The organism is Gordonia sp. SCSIO 19800 (assembly GCF_018132775.1).
Classification (GTDB): domain Bacteria; phylum Actinomycetota; class Actinomycetes; order Mycobacteriales; family Mycobacteriaceae; genus Gordonia; species Gordonia hongkongensis.
The window spans coordinates 59,887-74,791 of record NZ_JAGRQM010000010.1 but is presented as its reverse complement, the minus strand read 5'-3'; the positions used below and the strand labels follow the sequence as shown (position 1 = coordinate 74,791).

Genomic DNA, 14,905 nt, shown 5'->3' with positions numbered 1-14,905 from the left:
CTCATCGCAGCTGATCGAGCAACCGCAACCAGACCTCGCTGATGGTCGGGTACGACGGAACCGCATGCCATAGCCGCGAGAGCGGGACCTCGCCGACGATGGCGACCGTCGCCGAATGGACGAGTTCCGCGGTCTGCGGCCCCACGAAGGTCGCCCCGACGAGGATGTCGCGGCTCGCATCGACGACGAGACAGGCGTGACCCGAGTACTCGGGATCGGTCAGGTAGGACCCCGCCACGGAGATGTCCCCGTCGGCGATCCGTACATCGATGCCGGCGTCCTTCGCCTGCTTCGCGGTCAGCCCGACAGATGCGATCTCCGGCCGGGTGAACACCACCTGCGGTACGGCACCGTGGTCGGAGCTCGCGACGTACCGCGGACCGTCGAGGTCCCGGTTCTCGGCACGTGCGGCGATCACGTCCCCCGCCACCCGCGCCTGATACTTACCCATGTGTGTCAACGCATTACGACCGTTGACATCTCCCACCGCGTACAGCCACGGGTGGTCGGCCACCGTCAGATGGTCATCGGCGCGCAGCGGGCCGCCCGCCTCGAGTCCCACCGACTCCAGACCGAGATCCCGCGTCGCGGGCGAGCGTCCCGCCGCCACCAGGATCTCGTCGACGACGAGCTCACCTGCGCCGTCACCGTCGAGCCGGACGGTGGCGGGGCCGCCGTGGATGCGTCCGTAGCCGGTGTCGGCGGCGCCGGGCCGGTCGACCGACTCGATCGTCGTCCCGAACCGGATGTCGACGCCGCGGGCAGTCAGCGAGTCAGCGATCCGCTCTGAGACGAACGACTCCATCTTGGGCAGCAACCGGTCACCGCGGATGGCCATGACGACCTCCGCACCGAGGTCGAGCAACCAGGTCACCGCTTCGCACGCCACGACGCCACCGCCGACGACGAGAATCCGATCCGGCACCTCGACGAGATTCGTCGCGTCGCGGGAGGTCCACGGGTGCGCCTCGGCCAGACCCGGTGTCGGCGGGATCGACGCCGTGCTCCCCGTCGCCACCACGACCGCCTCACGCGCCGTCACCACCGTGTCGCCGACAGTCACCTGCCGCTCACCCGACAACCGCCCATGCCCGCGGATCACCGTCATCCCGGCACCTTCGGCCCATTTCACCTGCCCGGAGTCGTCGTGGGTCGCCCCGGGCCCGTCCCGTCGGTCGTTCACTGTGTCGCGCCACGCCAGGAGGGCGTCGGCGTCCGGACGATCGCCGCTCACCCGTTCACGCGCACCCGCCAGGGCACGGGCTTCCTCGAGCGCGGACCCCGGACCCAACAACGCCTTGCTCGGCATGCATGCCCAGTACGAGCACTCACCCCCCATGAGCTCGTGCTCGATGACGACAGCAGTTCGATCGCTGCCCCGTATCGCATAGTCGGCGACATTCTCGCCCACCGGACCGCCACCGATCACGACGACGTCGAAGGTTGCATCCATGGGTTCAGCGTAGGTCGGATTCGAAACCGGGTAGGTGAGTGCACAGATTGCCTCGAGGCTCCAACCGGCTCGAGGGACATGATCCACTCTCTCGCAGCGTATTTCAGATTGCAGCGGGCGCCGCATCGAGTCCGGGGCAGTCTGATCCGCTCAGCGGCTTACAATGCCCCCGGACTCGTCGTACCCCCCGCTCCCCTAGGACACCCGAAGCTTGCGGAGGACAGCACCTCCCGCTCCCTGAGGAGGCCCGGAGCTTGCGGAGGACAGCACCTCCCGCTCCCTGAGGAGGCCCGGAGCTTGCGGAGGGCCGTCACGAAGGGTCTCCAGCAGCATCGACCAGCGGTTCTCCGATTTCGCCCACGGCGGAGGCGGCTGACGAATGGACGATCCGGTGACAGGATGGAGCGCGTGACTGCATCGAATACCGACCTCAGCTCCGGACTCGACCTCGAGTGGGTCGACGATTCCGTCCGCGTTCAGGACGACCTGTTCGCTCACGTCAACGGCAAGTGGCTCGAGTCGCACGTCATCCCCGACGACCGTTCCGTCGACGGCGCCTTCCACGTGCTGCGCGACAACTCCGAGGAGAACGTGCGCGACATCATCACCGACTGCGCTTCGTCGAACCCGGAAAGCGGTTCCGACGAGCAGAAGATCGGCGACCTGTACGCGTCGTTCATGGACACCGACCACATCGAGGCCCTCGGGATCGGCCCGATCACCGGCGAACTGGAGAAGATCGCGGCCATCGACTCGCTCGAGGCGCTCGCCCGGCGGATCGGACGGTTGCAGCGCCACGGCACCGGTGGCCTGTTCGGTTACTACGTCGACACGGATGCGAAGCAGTCCGACCGATACCTCGTGCACCTGACGCAGTCCGGTCTCGGACTTCCCGACGAGTCCTACTACCGGGAGGACAAGCACGCCGAGACCAGGACGGCGTATGTCGCGCACGTCGAGCGCATGTTCGCGCTCGCCGGCTTCGACGACGCCGCCGCCCGGGCCGCGACGGTCCTCGACCTCGAGACGGCTATCGCCGCTCAGCACTGGGATGTGGTCCGACGCCGCGATGCCGAGCTCACCTACAACCTCATGTCCCTCGACGAGTTGAGCACCACCGCAGACGGTTTCCCGTTTTCGGAGTGGTTCGGCGGCCTGGGCACGAGCGGTGACGCGACCTTCGCCGAGGTCGTCGTCGCGCAGCCGTCGTTCCTGTCGGGCGTCGCCGGCCTCCTCACGGATCGCCCCCTGGACGAGTGGAAGACCTGGCTGACCTGGCGGCTCGTGCATTCGGCCGCGTCGTACCTGTCCGCACCGTTCGTCGACGAGAACTTCGACTTCTACGGCCGCATCCTGACCGGCGCGGAGGCCAACCGCGACCGGTGGAAGCGGGGCGTCGGGTTCGTCGAGGCCGCGATGGGATTCGCGGTCGGCAAACTCTATGTGGCCAAGCACTTCCCGCCCGAGGCCAAGGCACGGATGGACGAGCTGATCGCCAACCTGGTCGAGGCCTACCGCCGCAACATCTCCGACCTGCCGTGGATGACCCCGGAGACCCGGGAGAAGGCGCTGGTCAAGCTCGGCAAGTTCACCCCCAAGATCGGCTATCCGGCCAAGTGGCGCGACTACAGTTCGTTGAGCGTCGATCGCGGCGACCTCATCGGGAACGTCGCCCGGTCCGCGTCGTTCGAGCAGGACCGCGAGTTCGCCAAGATCGGCTCACCGGTCGACCACGACGAATGGTTCATGACGCCGCAGACGGTCAACGCCTACTACAACCCCGGCATGAACGAGATCGTGTTCCCCGCCGCGATCCTGCAGCCACCGTTCTTCGACCCCGACGCCGACGACGCGGTCAACTACGGCGGCATCGGCGCGGTCATCGGTCACGAGATCGGGCACGGATTCGACGATCAGGGCGCGAAGTACGACGGCGACGGCAACCTCGTCGACTGGTGGACCGACACCGACCGGACCGAGTTCTCCTCGCGGACACGCAAACTCATCGACCAGTACGGTGAGTTCACCCCGACCGGACTCGATCCCGAGCACAAGGTCAACGGCGACTTCACCATCGGTGAGAACATCGGTGACCTCGGCGGGTTGTCGATCGGACTCGTCGCGTACCAGATCGCGAACGAGGCGAGCGGGGCCCAACCGCCGATCATCGACGGCCTGACCGGAACACAGCGCGTGTTCTACAGCTGGGCGCAGATCTGGCGGACCAAGACCCGAGATGCCGAAGCCATCCGACGCCTCTCGATCGACCCGCATTCGCCGCCGGAGTTCCGGTGCAACGGCGTCGTCCGCAACATGGACGCGTTCTACGAGGCCTTCGACGTCAAGCCCGGGGACTCGCTGTACCTGGACCCCGCCGAACGCGTGCGGATCTGGTGAACGACGTGCCCGGCGGACCCGATCCGCGCGACGAGGGTCCGCCGGGTACGGCCGCATCACTGGGTCTGGTGCGGGGACGCGAACTCACGGTCGCTCTGCTGCGACCGATCGGAGCCGCCGTCGTCCTGCTCGCCGGATACTTCCTGCTGCCCATCGACAAAGAGAGCGATCTGAACTATCTCGGGCTCGTCGTCGGGGCCGCGTTGCTGATCGCGTTCTGTGTCTGGGAGGTCCGCAAGTTCGCCGGTTCCGACCGGCCCGTCGCGACCGCGATGGAGATGCTGGTGGCGCTGGCCGGGTTCTACATCGTCGCATTCGCGACGACGTATTTCCTGTTCTCCGAATACGATCCCGGCAGTTTCAACGAGTCGCTCACCCGGGTCGACGCGCTGTACTTCTGCCTCACCGTGTTCACCACGACGGGTTTCGGCGACATCGCGCCGGATTCGCAGGGTGCGCGCGTCGCGGTGTCGATCCAGATGGCGAGCACCCTGCTGCTCCTCGGTCTGGGCGTGCGCTTCCTCAACCTGCTGGTGAACCAGCGACGCCAGGCCACCGGACGGTGACCTGGCGTCGCTACTGGCTCAGTCTCAGTAGTCGTCGTCCCCGTAGACGATCATGCCGCGGATGTTGTTGCCCGCCAGCATGTCGTCGTAGGCCTCGTTGATCTGGTCGAGTCGGTAGGTGTTGGTCACCAGGCCGTCGAGGTTGAGCTTGCCGGCCCGATACTCGTTCAGGAGCGCCGGAACCTGGGTGCGGGGGCTCGCACCGCCGAAGATGGCGCCCTGCACGCGCTTCTGCATGAGGGTGAGATCGAAGAGGTTCATCTGGGCGTCCATGGACGCGAAGTTGCCCATGCCCACGACGACGACCTGTCCCGCCTTGCCGGTGAGAGCCAGAGCCGGGGCGATCATCGACCCGTCGATCTCACCCACCGTGAGGATGGTCGTGTTGGCCATCTTGCCCCAGGTGATGTCACCGATCGCCTCGAGCGCCGCCTCCATCGACGGGAACGTGTGTGTCGCACCCAGCTTTTCGGCCATCTGCAACTTGAACGGCACCGGATCGACGGCGATGACGTTGCGCGCACCGGCCGCCGCGGCACCCTGCACCGAGTTGATACCGACACCACCGATGCCCACGACCACCACGGTGTCACCGGCATGCGTGCCGCCGATCTCGACGGCCGAACCCCAGCCGGTCGCCACACCGCAACCGAGCAGCGCAGCCGTCTGGAGGGGGATGTCGTCCTCGATCTTGACCAGCGACGCCTGATTGACCGTGATGTACGGGGCGAAGGTGCCGAGCATGCACATCTGCACCAGTGGCACCCCGTCGTGGGTGTACGCGCGGTTCGTGTCGTCTGCGATGGACAGGCCGGTCAGGAGCCGCGCGCCCTCGTCGCAGATGTTCTGCTGACCGCGTGAGCACGGCTCGCACGTGCCGCACGCGGGGATGAAGGCGGTGACGACGTGGTCACCCTCCTTGAGGCGGGTGACACCCGGGCCCACCTTGGTGACGATGCCGGCGCCCTCGTGTCCGCCGAGCACCGGCATGGGTGCCGGGCTGTCGCCGGTCCGCAGGTGGTGATCCGAGTGACACAGACCCGAGCTGACGAGTTTGACCTGGACTTCGCCCGCGACCGGATCACCGAGCTCGAACTCCTCGATCTTCCACTCTTCGCCCGGATTGCGCAGAACTGCACCTTTGGTCTTCATTCGTGCTCCTCGCTCGTGCTACCCCGAATCGGGGCGTCAGATATCGCCGTCTGCTTATGCGACGTAGATCACATGGTGGTCCACCGATGACACCTTCGCAGGCGTTTCACGCAATCCATGGCACAGGATTGGGGGTGACGTTCCAGCCGAGGATTTCGTGGCGGGCGCGACCGCTGTCCCGGCGGCCGGGAACCGCTGCACAGTCGACGGCGAAAGACGCACAGTCGACGAACGAGGCGCACCGTCGACGACGGGTCCGAAGCGACGACGGCGCCGGACGGTCGGCATCACACCGCAAAGTACCTCGGCGACAACAGAGTTGGCCGATCTCATGTCTGCGGATCGAGGAACGGGTTAGCGTCGGGGTATTCCACTTCCGAAGTGTCTGGCTGGTGATCTCATGACTCTCATCGAACACAAAGCGGAGGGCCGGCAGGACTTCTCGTCATTGCGACAAGGCGGTCTCAACTGGGACTCGTTTCCGTTGCGGCTCTTCGTGAAAGGCAATGCCCGGTTCTGGGACCCGGTCGCCATCGACTTCGCGCAGGACGCTCAGGACTGGGCCGAGCTCACCGACGAGCAGCGGCGGAGTGCCACCTATCTGGTGAGTCAGTTCATCGCCGGCGAGGAGGCGGTCACCCAGGACATCCAGCCGTTCATGAAGGCGATGGCGACCGAGGGACGCTTCGGTGACGAGATGTACCTGTCCCAGTTCTGCTTCGAGGAGGCCAAGCACACCCAGGTGTTCCGGCGATGGATGGACGCCGTCGGCCTCACCGGCGACCTCCAGAACTTCGTCAGCGCGAATCCGTACTACCACCAGCTGTTCTACGAGGAGCTGCCGGCGTCCCTGCACATCCTCGACCACGACCCGTCGCCACGGAACCAGATCCGCGCCAGCGTCACCTACAACCACGTGATCGAGGGCAGCCTGGCACTCACCGGTTACCACGCGTGGCAGAAGGTCTGCACCCAGCACGGGATCTTCCCCGGGATGCAGAAGCTGATCCGGTTCATCGGCGACGACGAGCGCCGGCACATGGCGTGGGGAACCTTCACGTGCCGCCGGCACGTGGCCGCCGATGACTCGCTCTGGGACGCCGTCGGCGAACGCATGAACGAGCTGCTGCCGCTCGCCCTGGGCATGATCGAGTGGGTCAACCAGCAGTTCGAGGTCCAACCCTTCGGCCTCGACAACGACGAGTTCCTGGCCTATGCCGCCGACCGCGCCCAGCGCCGGCTGTCGGCCATCGAGTCCGCCCGGGGCCGCCCGGTCACCGAGATCGACCTCGACTACTCCCCCGAGGTCCTCGAAGACCAGTTCGGCGAGGACGACGCCATCCGCCTGCAGATGTGACAGTCCCTCCGCCCACCGCTGGTCGAGCCCCCCACCGCTGGTTGAGCCGGCACCGAGCGCAGCCGCCGGGCCGAGCAAGCGACGAAGGAGCGCGTCGAGGTCGAGGCGCCGAGTCGAAGCCACAAGGCGACCCGCACGCCGGCCGGACCGTCAGCGCAGATCAAGGTCGATGACGTCCCGGCTGCGGGATTCCACGAGCCGTCGGTCGTGGCTCACCAGCAGCAGCCCTGCCCCGTCGGCGACGAGGTCGTCGAGCAGCGCCGTCACCGAGCGCGTCGCCATGGGGTCCAGCATCGCGGTCGGTTCGTCGCACAGCACGATCCGCGGCCCCTGCACCACGAGCCGCCCGATGCATGCCCGCTGCAACTGGCCGTCGCTCACCTGCGCGGGGTAACGGTCGAGCAGCGAACTGTCGAGACCGACCCGGGTTGCCACCGACTCGGTGTCGCAGGTACGTCCGGCAATTGTCGCGGGTTCGGCGACGATCCGGCGCAGTGTCCAGCGCGGATTGGTGACCAGGCGCGGATGCTGGGCCAGCAGACCGACATCCCCGGGCCGCCGGCGGTCCCCGCGCCACTCGACCGTCCCGCCCGCGGGGGCGGTGAGACCCGCGAGGATGCGCAGCAGCGTCGTCTTGCCGCTCCCCGATCGTCCGACGACCCCGGTCACCGCCCCGGGTCCGACGGCGACGTCGAGGCCGTCGAACACGACCGTGTCATCGAAGTGAGCGCTCAACCCCGTACCGACGAGGAGCTCGCCGGTGTTCACGACGCAGCCTCGAAGAATCCGGCGACATAGGCGTCGTCGGAGTCCGCGATCTGATCGAGCCGGCGCTGCTCGACAATCCGCCCCGCACGCATGACGGCCACCGAATCGCACCCGAGCCGCATCGTCTCGACGTCGTGTGTGATGACCAGGACCGCAGCGCCTTCCCGAGCGGCGGAGGCGAGGAGTTCCCAGACGGAGGCGGCGAGCTCCGAGTCGAGCGCCGAGGTCGGCTCGTCCGCGACGATCATGTCGGGGTTCCCGGCCAGCGCCGCGGCGATCGCGGCGCGCTGCGCCATACCGCCGGACAGTTCGTGGGGACACGACCGGAGTGCGTCGGGGTCGAGGTGTACGCGGTGGCACAACTCGACGGCGTCGGACGTGCCACCCAGGTGTGCGATGACCTCGTGGAGCTGGGCGCCGATCGTGCGCACCGGAGTGAAGGATGTCGCGGCGGACTGCGGGACGAACCCGATGCGGTGCCCACGCAACCTGCGCCAGCGCGGGTCGTCGACCAGCGCGTCGTCGCGGAACTGCTCGTCGTCGATCCGCAGACTTCCGCTCGCGGTCGACCCGGGAGGCAGGAGTCCGGTCAGCACGGAGGCGATCATCGATTTTCCGCAACCGGACTCGCCCACGAGCGCGGTCATCGATCCGGCGGGTACCTCGAGGGTCACCGCGTCGAGGACCCGCACCAACGACCGGCGCCAGCGGTCACGGATGGCGATGTCGACGGTGATGTTCTCGACCGCGATACTCATCGCCACACCCCGCCGGCCGGCGGCAGGGTGGCCCTGCGCAGAGTCGACGCCGCGGCCGCGCACGCCAGCGCGGTGACCATCAGTGCGACTCCTGGCACCACCAGCGTCCACCACGCACCGGTCAGGACGTCGCCGCGTGCCTGTCCGAGAAGGGTGCCCAGACTCGCGGCATCGGGTGAGAGGCCGACGCCCAGGAACGACAGGGTCGTCTCATGCCACACCGCGTGCGGCAGCAGCACGGTCATCGCCACCAGCACCTGACCGCTGACGGCCGGGAGGAGGTGCCGGGTGGCCACGAATGTCCGCGTCGCCCCGGCAAGCCGCGACGCCTCCACCCATCCGGCAGAGGTGACCTCGAGCAGTTCGGCCCGCACGACGCGAGCCACCGCAGGCCAATGCGTCAACGCGATGGAGGCGATGATCGCGACCGGCTCACCCCGCCACATCGCCGCGATGACCACGCCCACCACGAGGTGCGGAAGTGCGTTGACGCCGTCGACGACCCGCATCACGATCGCGTCGACCCAACCGCCCGCGGTGACCGAACCGATGCCGATCATCAGTCCGAGCGCAGTCGCGAGAACCGCGCAGGCAGCTGCGATCAGCAACGAGATGCGCAGCCCCTCCGCTGTTCTGACCCCGAGGTCGTACCCCGAGTGGTCGGTGCCGAGCAGCGACTCGCCACCGGGAGCCTGGAGGGACCTCGCGAAATCGGCGGTCTGTTCACCGGCGATCAGCGGCCAGCCGACTGCGACGAGGACCATCATCGCGATCACGATCCAGGGGGCGAGGAACCGTAGTCGGAACGCGAACTCGGCGCGGCGGCTCGATGTGGAAGGCTGATGCGCCGCCAGTGCCGTCATGCGACCATGCCGATCCGTGGGTCCACCCACACCGCGGCCGCATCGGAGAGTGCGGAGCCGAGCAGTACGAGCAGAGCTGATCCCACCGCCAGCGCGGCGAGTAGCGAGAAGTCGAGCGCGACAGCGGAATCCACGAGTGACTGCGCCAGACCCGGCCAGCCGAAGACCGTTTCGACGATGGCCGCCCCGGCGATCAGTTCCGGCAGGCGAGTGCCGAGGAGTGCCAGCGTCGGCAGCACCGACACCGGGACAACGTGGCCTCGCAGCAGTGCCCAGCCACTGACACCGCGCGCGCGAGCGCCGTTCACGGCGTCGGATGCCGCGGCGTCGACGACCGCGGATCTCATGGTGAGCAGCAACCACGGGATCATCGACAACGTCAGCGCGACGTACGGCAGGACCGCGTGGGTCAGCAGGCCGTCGAGCGAATAGTCGTCGCCGGGACGACGGGCACCCGAGGTGGGCAACCACCCCAGACCGACCGCGAACACGCTGACCAGGACGAGCGACACCACGAACGGCGGGGTCGCGGCGAGGAGTGCGGCCGTTGCCGTGCACGCGCGATCGAGGATTCCGCCCCGGCGCATCCCGATGACAGCCCCGCCCAGGACAGCGATCACCGCCGCCGACACGAGCGCCGCGAGTGACATCCCGAGCGTGAACGGCCAGCGCTCGGCGATGACGTCGGCGACAGGTTGACCTCGTGTCGACGACCAGCCCAGATCGCCGTGCAGCAGTGCGCCCCACCAGTTCCACCACGCCTGCAGCCAGTGCTGGTCGAGGTCGTAGGCGGCCGTGACCGCGTCGCGCTGAGACTGGGTAGCGGACTGGTAGTTGTCACCGAGATGGGCGGTCAGGGGGTCGAAGGGCGACGCCGCGGCGATGGCGAAGATGCCCAGCGACACCAGGATTGCGGTGGGAACCATCAGCGCGACACGACGCGCCAGCAGCCGGCCGACAGCCCGCACCCGCGAGCGGCGACGCGATGGCCTCTCGCCCAGCGGTTTCCCGGGTGTCTTCGCCACATCCGGGCGTCGGGCTCCGGCCGCTGCGGTCACACCCGTTCCCAGCAGCGCCGCATCCCGTGTGCCTGACCGTGTCATGAGGTTCCGCTCGGGCGGGGCCCACCCGACGGGGTCACCCCTGCTGACGCCACGACGGCATGTTCCACCACGGCCCCCACGAGACGCCGTGCGAGTGCGGTTCGAGAATCGGGGCGTCATGCTGCCAGCCCGCGCTTCGCGATGCGTACGTGTGGTGCAGGAAGGCCAGGAAGACATACGACGGCTGCTGCTCGTAGATCTGCTGGATCCGCTTGTACCGGGCATCGTTCTCGGGGCCGGGCGCACTCTCGCGTGCCTCGTCGAGCAGCGCGTCGAGTCCAGGCGCGGTGAAGTTGCCCGGGTTGGAGTACGGCGAGGAATCGGGCACGCGGGTGTGCAGGGTGTCGTACACCTGGGAGTCGATGCTGTACGGCGTCGCCCCGCCACCGAGCAACACACCGGCGGAGGTCATCTTCGTCTCGATCTCGTCCCACGACGTTCCCCGGGTCAGGACTTCGACCCCGATGGCCTTCATCTGCGCCGCGAACGCCACCGCGAGGTCGCGCCGCAGCGTGTCCTCGGCGTTGTAGAGCAGCGGGAACGACGCACGATCGGCGCCTCGAGCGCGGACGCCGTCGTCGCCGATGCGCCATCCCGCGGCATCGAGGGCCGCCGCAGCCGCGTCGGTGTCGAACGGGAACTGCGCGCCCTGGTCGTAGACCTCCTCACCGTAGACCGACGCGATCGGCGTGCTGGCCGCTTCTCCTTTGCCGATCAGGACGTCGTCGACGACGGCGCGCCGGTCCACACCCAGGTTCATCGCCCGTCGTGCGGCGGGGTCGGCGGTGAACGCGTTGGCGCTGGGCAACGAGACACCGCGCCAGTCAGCGGATTTCACCGCGACGACGTCGATACCGTCGCGGCCGGCCAGGCTCTCGGCCGCTCGGGGTGGCAGATTGGCGCCGTCGATCTCGCCGGTGGTGATGCGCTGTGCCCGTGTGTTGTCATCGGGCACATGGGAATACACCAGGCGTGTCACCGACGGCTGCTCACCCCAGTAGCCCTCACGCGCCACAAGGACGGCCTGATCGGGTTCGAGCGAGTCCAGTACGTAGGCGCCCGTACCGACCGGTGCCGTGTTCAGCGCCCACTCGGCGGCAGGCTTCGCTTCCACCTTCTCCGAGGGCACGATCCCGAGGAGCAGATACGGCGACGGGTCGGCCTCGGTGTTCATCCGCACCGTGACGGCCTGCGGCCCATCTGCTTCGATCGCGACGATCGGGGCGAAATCGGTCGAGATGTCGGACGCGACCTGCGGATCGACGACCGCGCCGTACGTCGCCACGACGTCGGCGGAGTCGAACGCGGTGCCGTCGGAGAACGTCACACCCGATCGCAGCGGTACCCGCCAGGTGCGCGGCCCGACTCGTTCGGGCTCCGACTCGGCGAGCGATGCCACGAGATCGGGCACCCGGTCGTCACCGTCGGCCGCCGGGCTCAGCAAACCGTCGTAGATCGGCGAGACGCCGAGTTGTCCATACCCGAGCATGGGGTTGAAGTCGCCGAGGTCCTGACCTTCGCCGAGGACGATCTGATCTGTCGCCGTTGTCCCATCCGACGAGGAACAGCCGGCGAGCGCGGCGGTCGCGATCAGCGCGGCCGCGCCTGCGATGGCGATCCCGCGGATCGTGGACGTCGTTCTTCCAACACCTGTGTGCACAGACATATGTTCTCCCAGACACACGTTTGCCGCCACCCGACAGGGCGGTGAACGATCGGCGTACAACTATTGCTATGTCGCCGGAACCATCAGGAGGCCCGATGACCGATTTCGACGCAAATTCCTGGGCCGCGCGGTTCATGCTGCTCAGCGACCCGAACCGGCTCCGTCTCGTCGCCGAGATGCACGCGCGCCCGGGTTCTACGGTCGCCGAACTGGCCTCCCGCATTGGCGTCACCGAGAACGCCGCGTCGCAGTCGATCCGCAAGCTGCGCGACCAGGGGTGGGTCCGCTCGGAGAAATCCGGACGGGCGGTCCACTACGAGGTCGTCGGCGACGCGATCGTGCACCGCATCCTGCACGACATCATCGGGGTCGGGCATCTGACCTCAGCGGATCGGCCGGATCACGCCCACCCGGTGACAACGGATTAGAACACGTTCTAGTCTGGTCGACGTGGATGTCACCTTCGATGCGACCAAACGGGAACTGACGACCGACCAGGGCACGCTGCGCTATCACGAGGCCGGTGACGCCGACGCGCCGCCGTTGATCCTGTTGCACGGGTCCGGCCCCGGCGTGACCGGCTGGCGCAACTACCGCGGGAACCTCGGACACTTCGCACAGACGCACCATTGTTTCGTTCTCGAGTTCCCCGGCTTCGGCGTCAGCGACGCCGTCGAAGGCCACCCGGTGCTGACCGCCGGCGGTTCGGTCATCCGGTTCATGGACGCGCTCGGCATCGACAAGGCCGCGATGATCGGCAACTCGATGGGCGGCGTCGTCGGCGTCAACCTGGCGATCAAGAAGCCCGAGCGCGTCGAGAAGCTCGTGACCATCGGCGGCGTCGGCCCGAATGTGTTCAGCCCCAGCCCCAGTGAGGGCCTCCGACTCCTGCAGGAGTTCACCGACGCCCCGGACAAGGACAAGCTCGTCCGCTGGCTCACCTCGATGGTCTTCGACCGCGCCCTGGTCACCGAGGAACTGATCGCCGAGCGCTGGGAGGCCGCCATCAATCCCGACGCGCAGAAGACGGCGCAGATGATGTACGGCTCGGCCGCATTCGAGATGCAGCAGCAGTTCATGGCCGCGTCCGACAACCCGCCGTACTGGGCGTCTATGCACAAGGTCGCCTGCCCGACGCTGCTGACCTGGGGCCGCGACGACCGTGTCAGCCCACCCGACATGGCGATGGTCCCGATGCGCCTGATCCCCGACGCCGAGCTGCACATCTTCCCGAGGTGCGGGCACTGGGTGATGATCGAGGCCAAGGCTGCGTTCGAGGCGACGGTGGGAGCCTTCCTCGCCCGATGACCGCTTGTGGTCGAGTCGCGCCGCCGGGCGTCGTCACCCCCGCGACCACAACATACCCGACAGCGAGGGCGAAGACGCCGGGACCAAGACATACCAGGTGATCGCAGCTCACCGCCTCGTCGAGGTCGGCTTCGGAGAATCCGGCACGCACGGCGTGCTCGCGCAGGATCAGGCCGGAACGATCGGTGGGTATCGGGATCACGAACAGTTGGACGTGCCTCGGCGCCCATCGGTTCCATCGGGATTCGTGACGGCCGACATTCCGTTGCATCCGGGCGCGTGACGACCCACCCAGGGGCCGACGCCGAGGATGCGCCCCGAGTAAGCGGTCGGGCCCGCGATCCCTCCGCTCCCTGAGCTGAGGAGCGCCTGGAGCTTGCGGAGGGCGCATCACGAAGGGTCACCCCCGCACTCGCCGTTATTCCGTTGCGCCCCAGCGCACGACGCTGGCATAGTTCCCGTTCGGCACGAGGACCAGCAGACCGGAGCGGGGTACCGCAAAGTGTTTCTGCGCGTCGGAATCCTCGTCCGCCTTCAGATGGCAAGGGATACATCCCGAGCAGGTTCGAGTCCTGACACGGCACCGCTCCCGGGAGCACGGGCCGGGCCGGTCTTGTGGTCGTCGTCCGAGCCGTCCGCGACTCCGCGGCGAACCCCACCGGCTGGTCCACCCGCGAGCGGTGTCGCCATCCGAACCCACACCCGACCCGACAAGCATTGCGACGCAACGGAAGGAGGATCGCCATGCTGTTCCACAACCGAATCACCGTCCCGCCGGGCCACACCGTGCTGGCCTACCGGGGTACCGCCGTCCAGGCGCTGCCCGCCGGCCGCCATCGTGTGCGCAAGCCTGACGCCACGTTCGACGTCGACCTGCGCGAGCGACTGATCCCCGTCGCGCCGCAGGAGATACTGACCGCCGACTCCATGTCGGTCCGTGTCTCGATGACGTTGCGTGCCTGCGTGATCGACGCGGTTGCCTTCGTCGAGCGGTCTGCCGACCCGATCGGCGCGGTCTACCTGGCCGCGCAGGTCGCGCTGCGCGAGGTCTGCGCCGGCGTGGGTTCGGACGACCTCATCCGTCGCGGCGACACCGTCGACGTCGCGCCGATCCGCGCCGCGGCTGCCGAGGTAGCCGGCACCGTCGGTCTGGAGGTTCTCGAGGTCGTCATTCGCGACGTCATCGTCCCGGCCGAGGTCCGCACCGCGGCCCTCGAGGTGATCACGGCGAAGACCCGCGGTCAGGCCAAGCTCGAGGCGGCACGCGCGGAGACCGCCGCGCTGCGCGCGCTGGCCAACGCGGGCCGGTTGCTCGATGCCCACCCGGCACTGGCCCAGCTGCGCCTCGTCGAGTCGGTGCCGTATGGCGCCCGCGTCGTCCTCAGCGTCGGCGGTGCCGAGGTGGCGACCGAGGACTGAGCCTTCCCGCGGTCCCGTTTCCGTCCCGCTGATCGGATCAGATCAGCGGGATGGAAATGGCCACGCGGGAACGGTTTTGGCACAACAAGGCCCCG

The 14,905-nt window shown here is 68.0% G+C and carries 13 protein-coding genes; 6 read left to right on the top strand and 7 right to left on the bottom strand.

The window, feature by feature from the left end:
- Position 1: 1 nt before the first annotated feature.
- On the bottom strand, positions 2–1,453 hold the full coding sequence (locus KB201_RS13585; protein ID WP_211539465.1) for an NAD(P)/FAD-dependent oxidoreductase: 1,452 nt from the start codon (positions 1,451–1,453) through the stop codon (positions 2–4).
- A 399-nt stretch (positions 1,454–1,852) separates the two neighbouring features.
- On the opposite strand from KB201_RS13585, the gene KB201_RS13580 reads away from it, so the two are divergent.
- Together KB201_RS13580 and KB201_RS13575 are read left to right on the top strand one after the other, a co-directional pair.
- Complete coding sequence (locus KB201_RS13580; protein WP_058252253.1) at positions 1,853–3,850, top strand: M13 family metallopeptidase; 1,998 nt, start codon at positions 1,853–1,855, stop codon at positions 3,848–3,850.
- Positions 3,847–4,416 (top strand): potassium channel family protein, encoded by a 570-nt coding sequence (locus tag KB201_RS13575; protein ID WP_058252254.1) that lies wholly within the window; start codon positions 3,847–3,849, stop codon positions 4,414–4,416. Before KB201_RS13580 ends, KB201_RS13575 begins: the two co-directional genes overlap by 4 nt.
- A 24-nt stretch (positions 4,417–4,440) precedes the next feature.
- Here KB201_RS13575 and KB201_RS13570 read toward each other — a convergent pair whose 3' ends face one another.
- Positions 4,441–5,568, bottom strand: coding sequence for an NDMA-dependent alcohol dehydrogenase (locus KB201_RS13570; RefSeq protein WP_058252255.1), 1,128 nt, complete (start codon positions 5,566–5,568; stop codon positions 4,441–4,443).
- A gap of 400 nt (positions 5,569–5,968) precedes the next feature.
- Between KB201_RS13570 and KB201_RS13565 the strand changes: the two genes are divergently transcribed.
- A complete protein-coding gene (locus KB201_RS13565; RefSeq protein WP_058252256.1) occupies positions 5,969–6,925 on the top strand; it encodes a R2-like ligand-binding oxidase in 957 nt (318 codons plus the stop codon).
- A gap of 150 nt (positions 6,926–7,075) precedes the next feature.
- Here KB201_RS13565 and KB201_RS13560 read toward each other — a convergent pair whose 3' ends face one another.
- Genes KB201_RS13560 through KB201_RS13540 form a run of 5 tightly spaced genes read right to left on the bottom strand, consistent with a single transcriptional unit; the run spans position 7,076 to position 12,083 of the window.
- Positions 7,076–7,693, bottom strand: a complete 618-nt coding sequence (locus KB201_RS13560) for an ABC transporter ATP-binding protein (protein WP_211539464.1) — start codon at positions 7,691–7,693, stop codon at positions 7,076–7,078.
- Positions 7,690–8,451 carry an ATP-binding cassette domain-containing protein gene (locus KB201_RS13555; RefSeq protein ID WP_211539463.1) on the bottom strand — a complete coding sequence of 254 codons (762 nt, stop codon included), beginning with the start codon at positions 8,449–8,451 and terminating at the stop codon, positions 7,690–7,692. Before KB201_RS13555 ends, KB201_RS13560 begins: the two co-directional genes overlap by 4 nt.
- Positions 8,448–9,314 (bottom strand): ABC transporter permease, encoded by an 867-nt coding sequence (locus KB201_RS13550; RefSeq protein WP_211539462.1) that lies wholly within the window; start codon positions 9,312–9,314, stop codon positions 8,448–8,450. The genes KB201_RS13555 and KB201_RS13550 overlap by 4 nt, the downstream gene beginning before the upstream one ends.
- Positions 9,311–10,417 (bottom strand): ABC transporter permease, encoded by a 1,107-nt coding sequence (locus KB201_RS13545; protein WP_078113266.1) that lies wholly within the window; start codon positions 10,415–10,417, stop codon positions 9,311–9,313. Before KB201_RS13545 ends, KB201_RS13550 begins: the two co-directional genes overlap by 4 nt.
- A 34-nt stretch (positions 10,418–10,451) precedes the next feature.
- Positions 10,452–12,083 carry an ABC transporter substrate-binding protein gene (locus KB201_RS13540; RefSeq protein WP_211539461.1) on the bottom strand — a complete coding sequence of 544 codons (1,632 nt, stop codon included), beginning with the start codon at positions 12,081–12,083 and terminating at the stop codon, positions 10,452–10,454.
- 95 nt (positions 12,084–12,178) lie between these two features.
- Between KB201_RS13540 and KB201_RS13535 the strand changes: the two genes are divergently transcribed.
- The 3 genes from KB201_RS13535 to KB201_RS13525 all read left to right on the top strand — a co-directional run bounded on the left by KB201_RS13535 (position 12,179) and on the right by KB201_RS13525 (position 14,810).
- Entirely contained in the window at positions 12,179–12,511 is a 333-nt protein-coding gene (locus tag KB201_RS13535) for a helix-turn-helix transcriptional regulator (RefSeq protein WP_211539460.1), read from the top strand.
- Between the two features lie 22 nt (positions 12,512–12,533).
- Complete coding sequence (locus tag KB201_RS13530; RefSeq protein WP_211539459.1) at positions 12,534–13,391, top strand: alpha/beta fold hydrolase; 858 nt, start codon at positions 12,534–12,536, stop codon at positions 13,389–13,391.
- A gap of 744 nt (positions 13,392–14,135) precedes the next feature.
- Positions 14,136–14,810 (top strand): slipin family protein, encoded by a 675-nt coding sequence (locus KB201_RS13525; RefSeq protein WP_211539458.1) that lies wholly within the window; start codon positions 14,136–14,138, stop codon positions 14,808–14,810.
- The last annotated feature ends 95 nt before the right edge of the window (positions 14,811–14,905 follow it).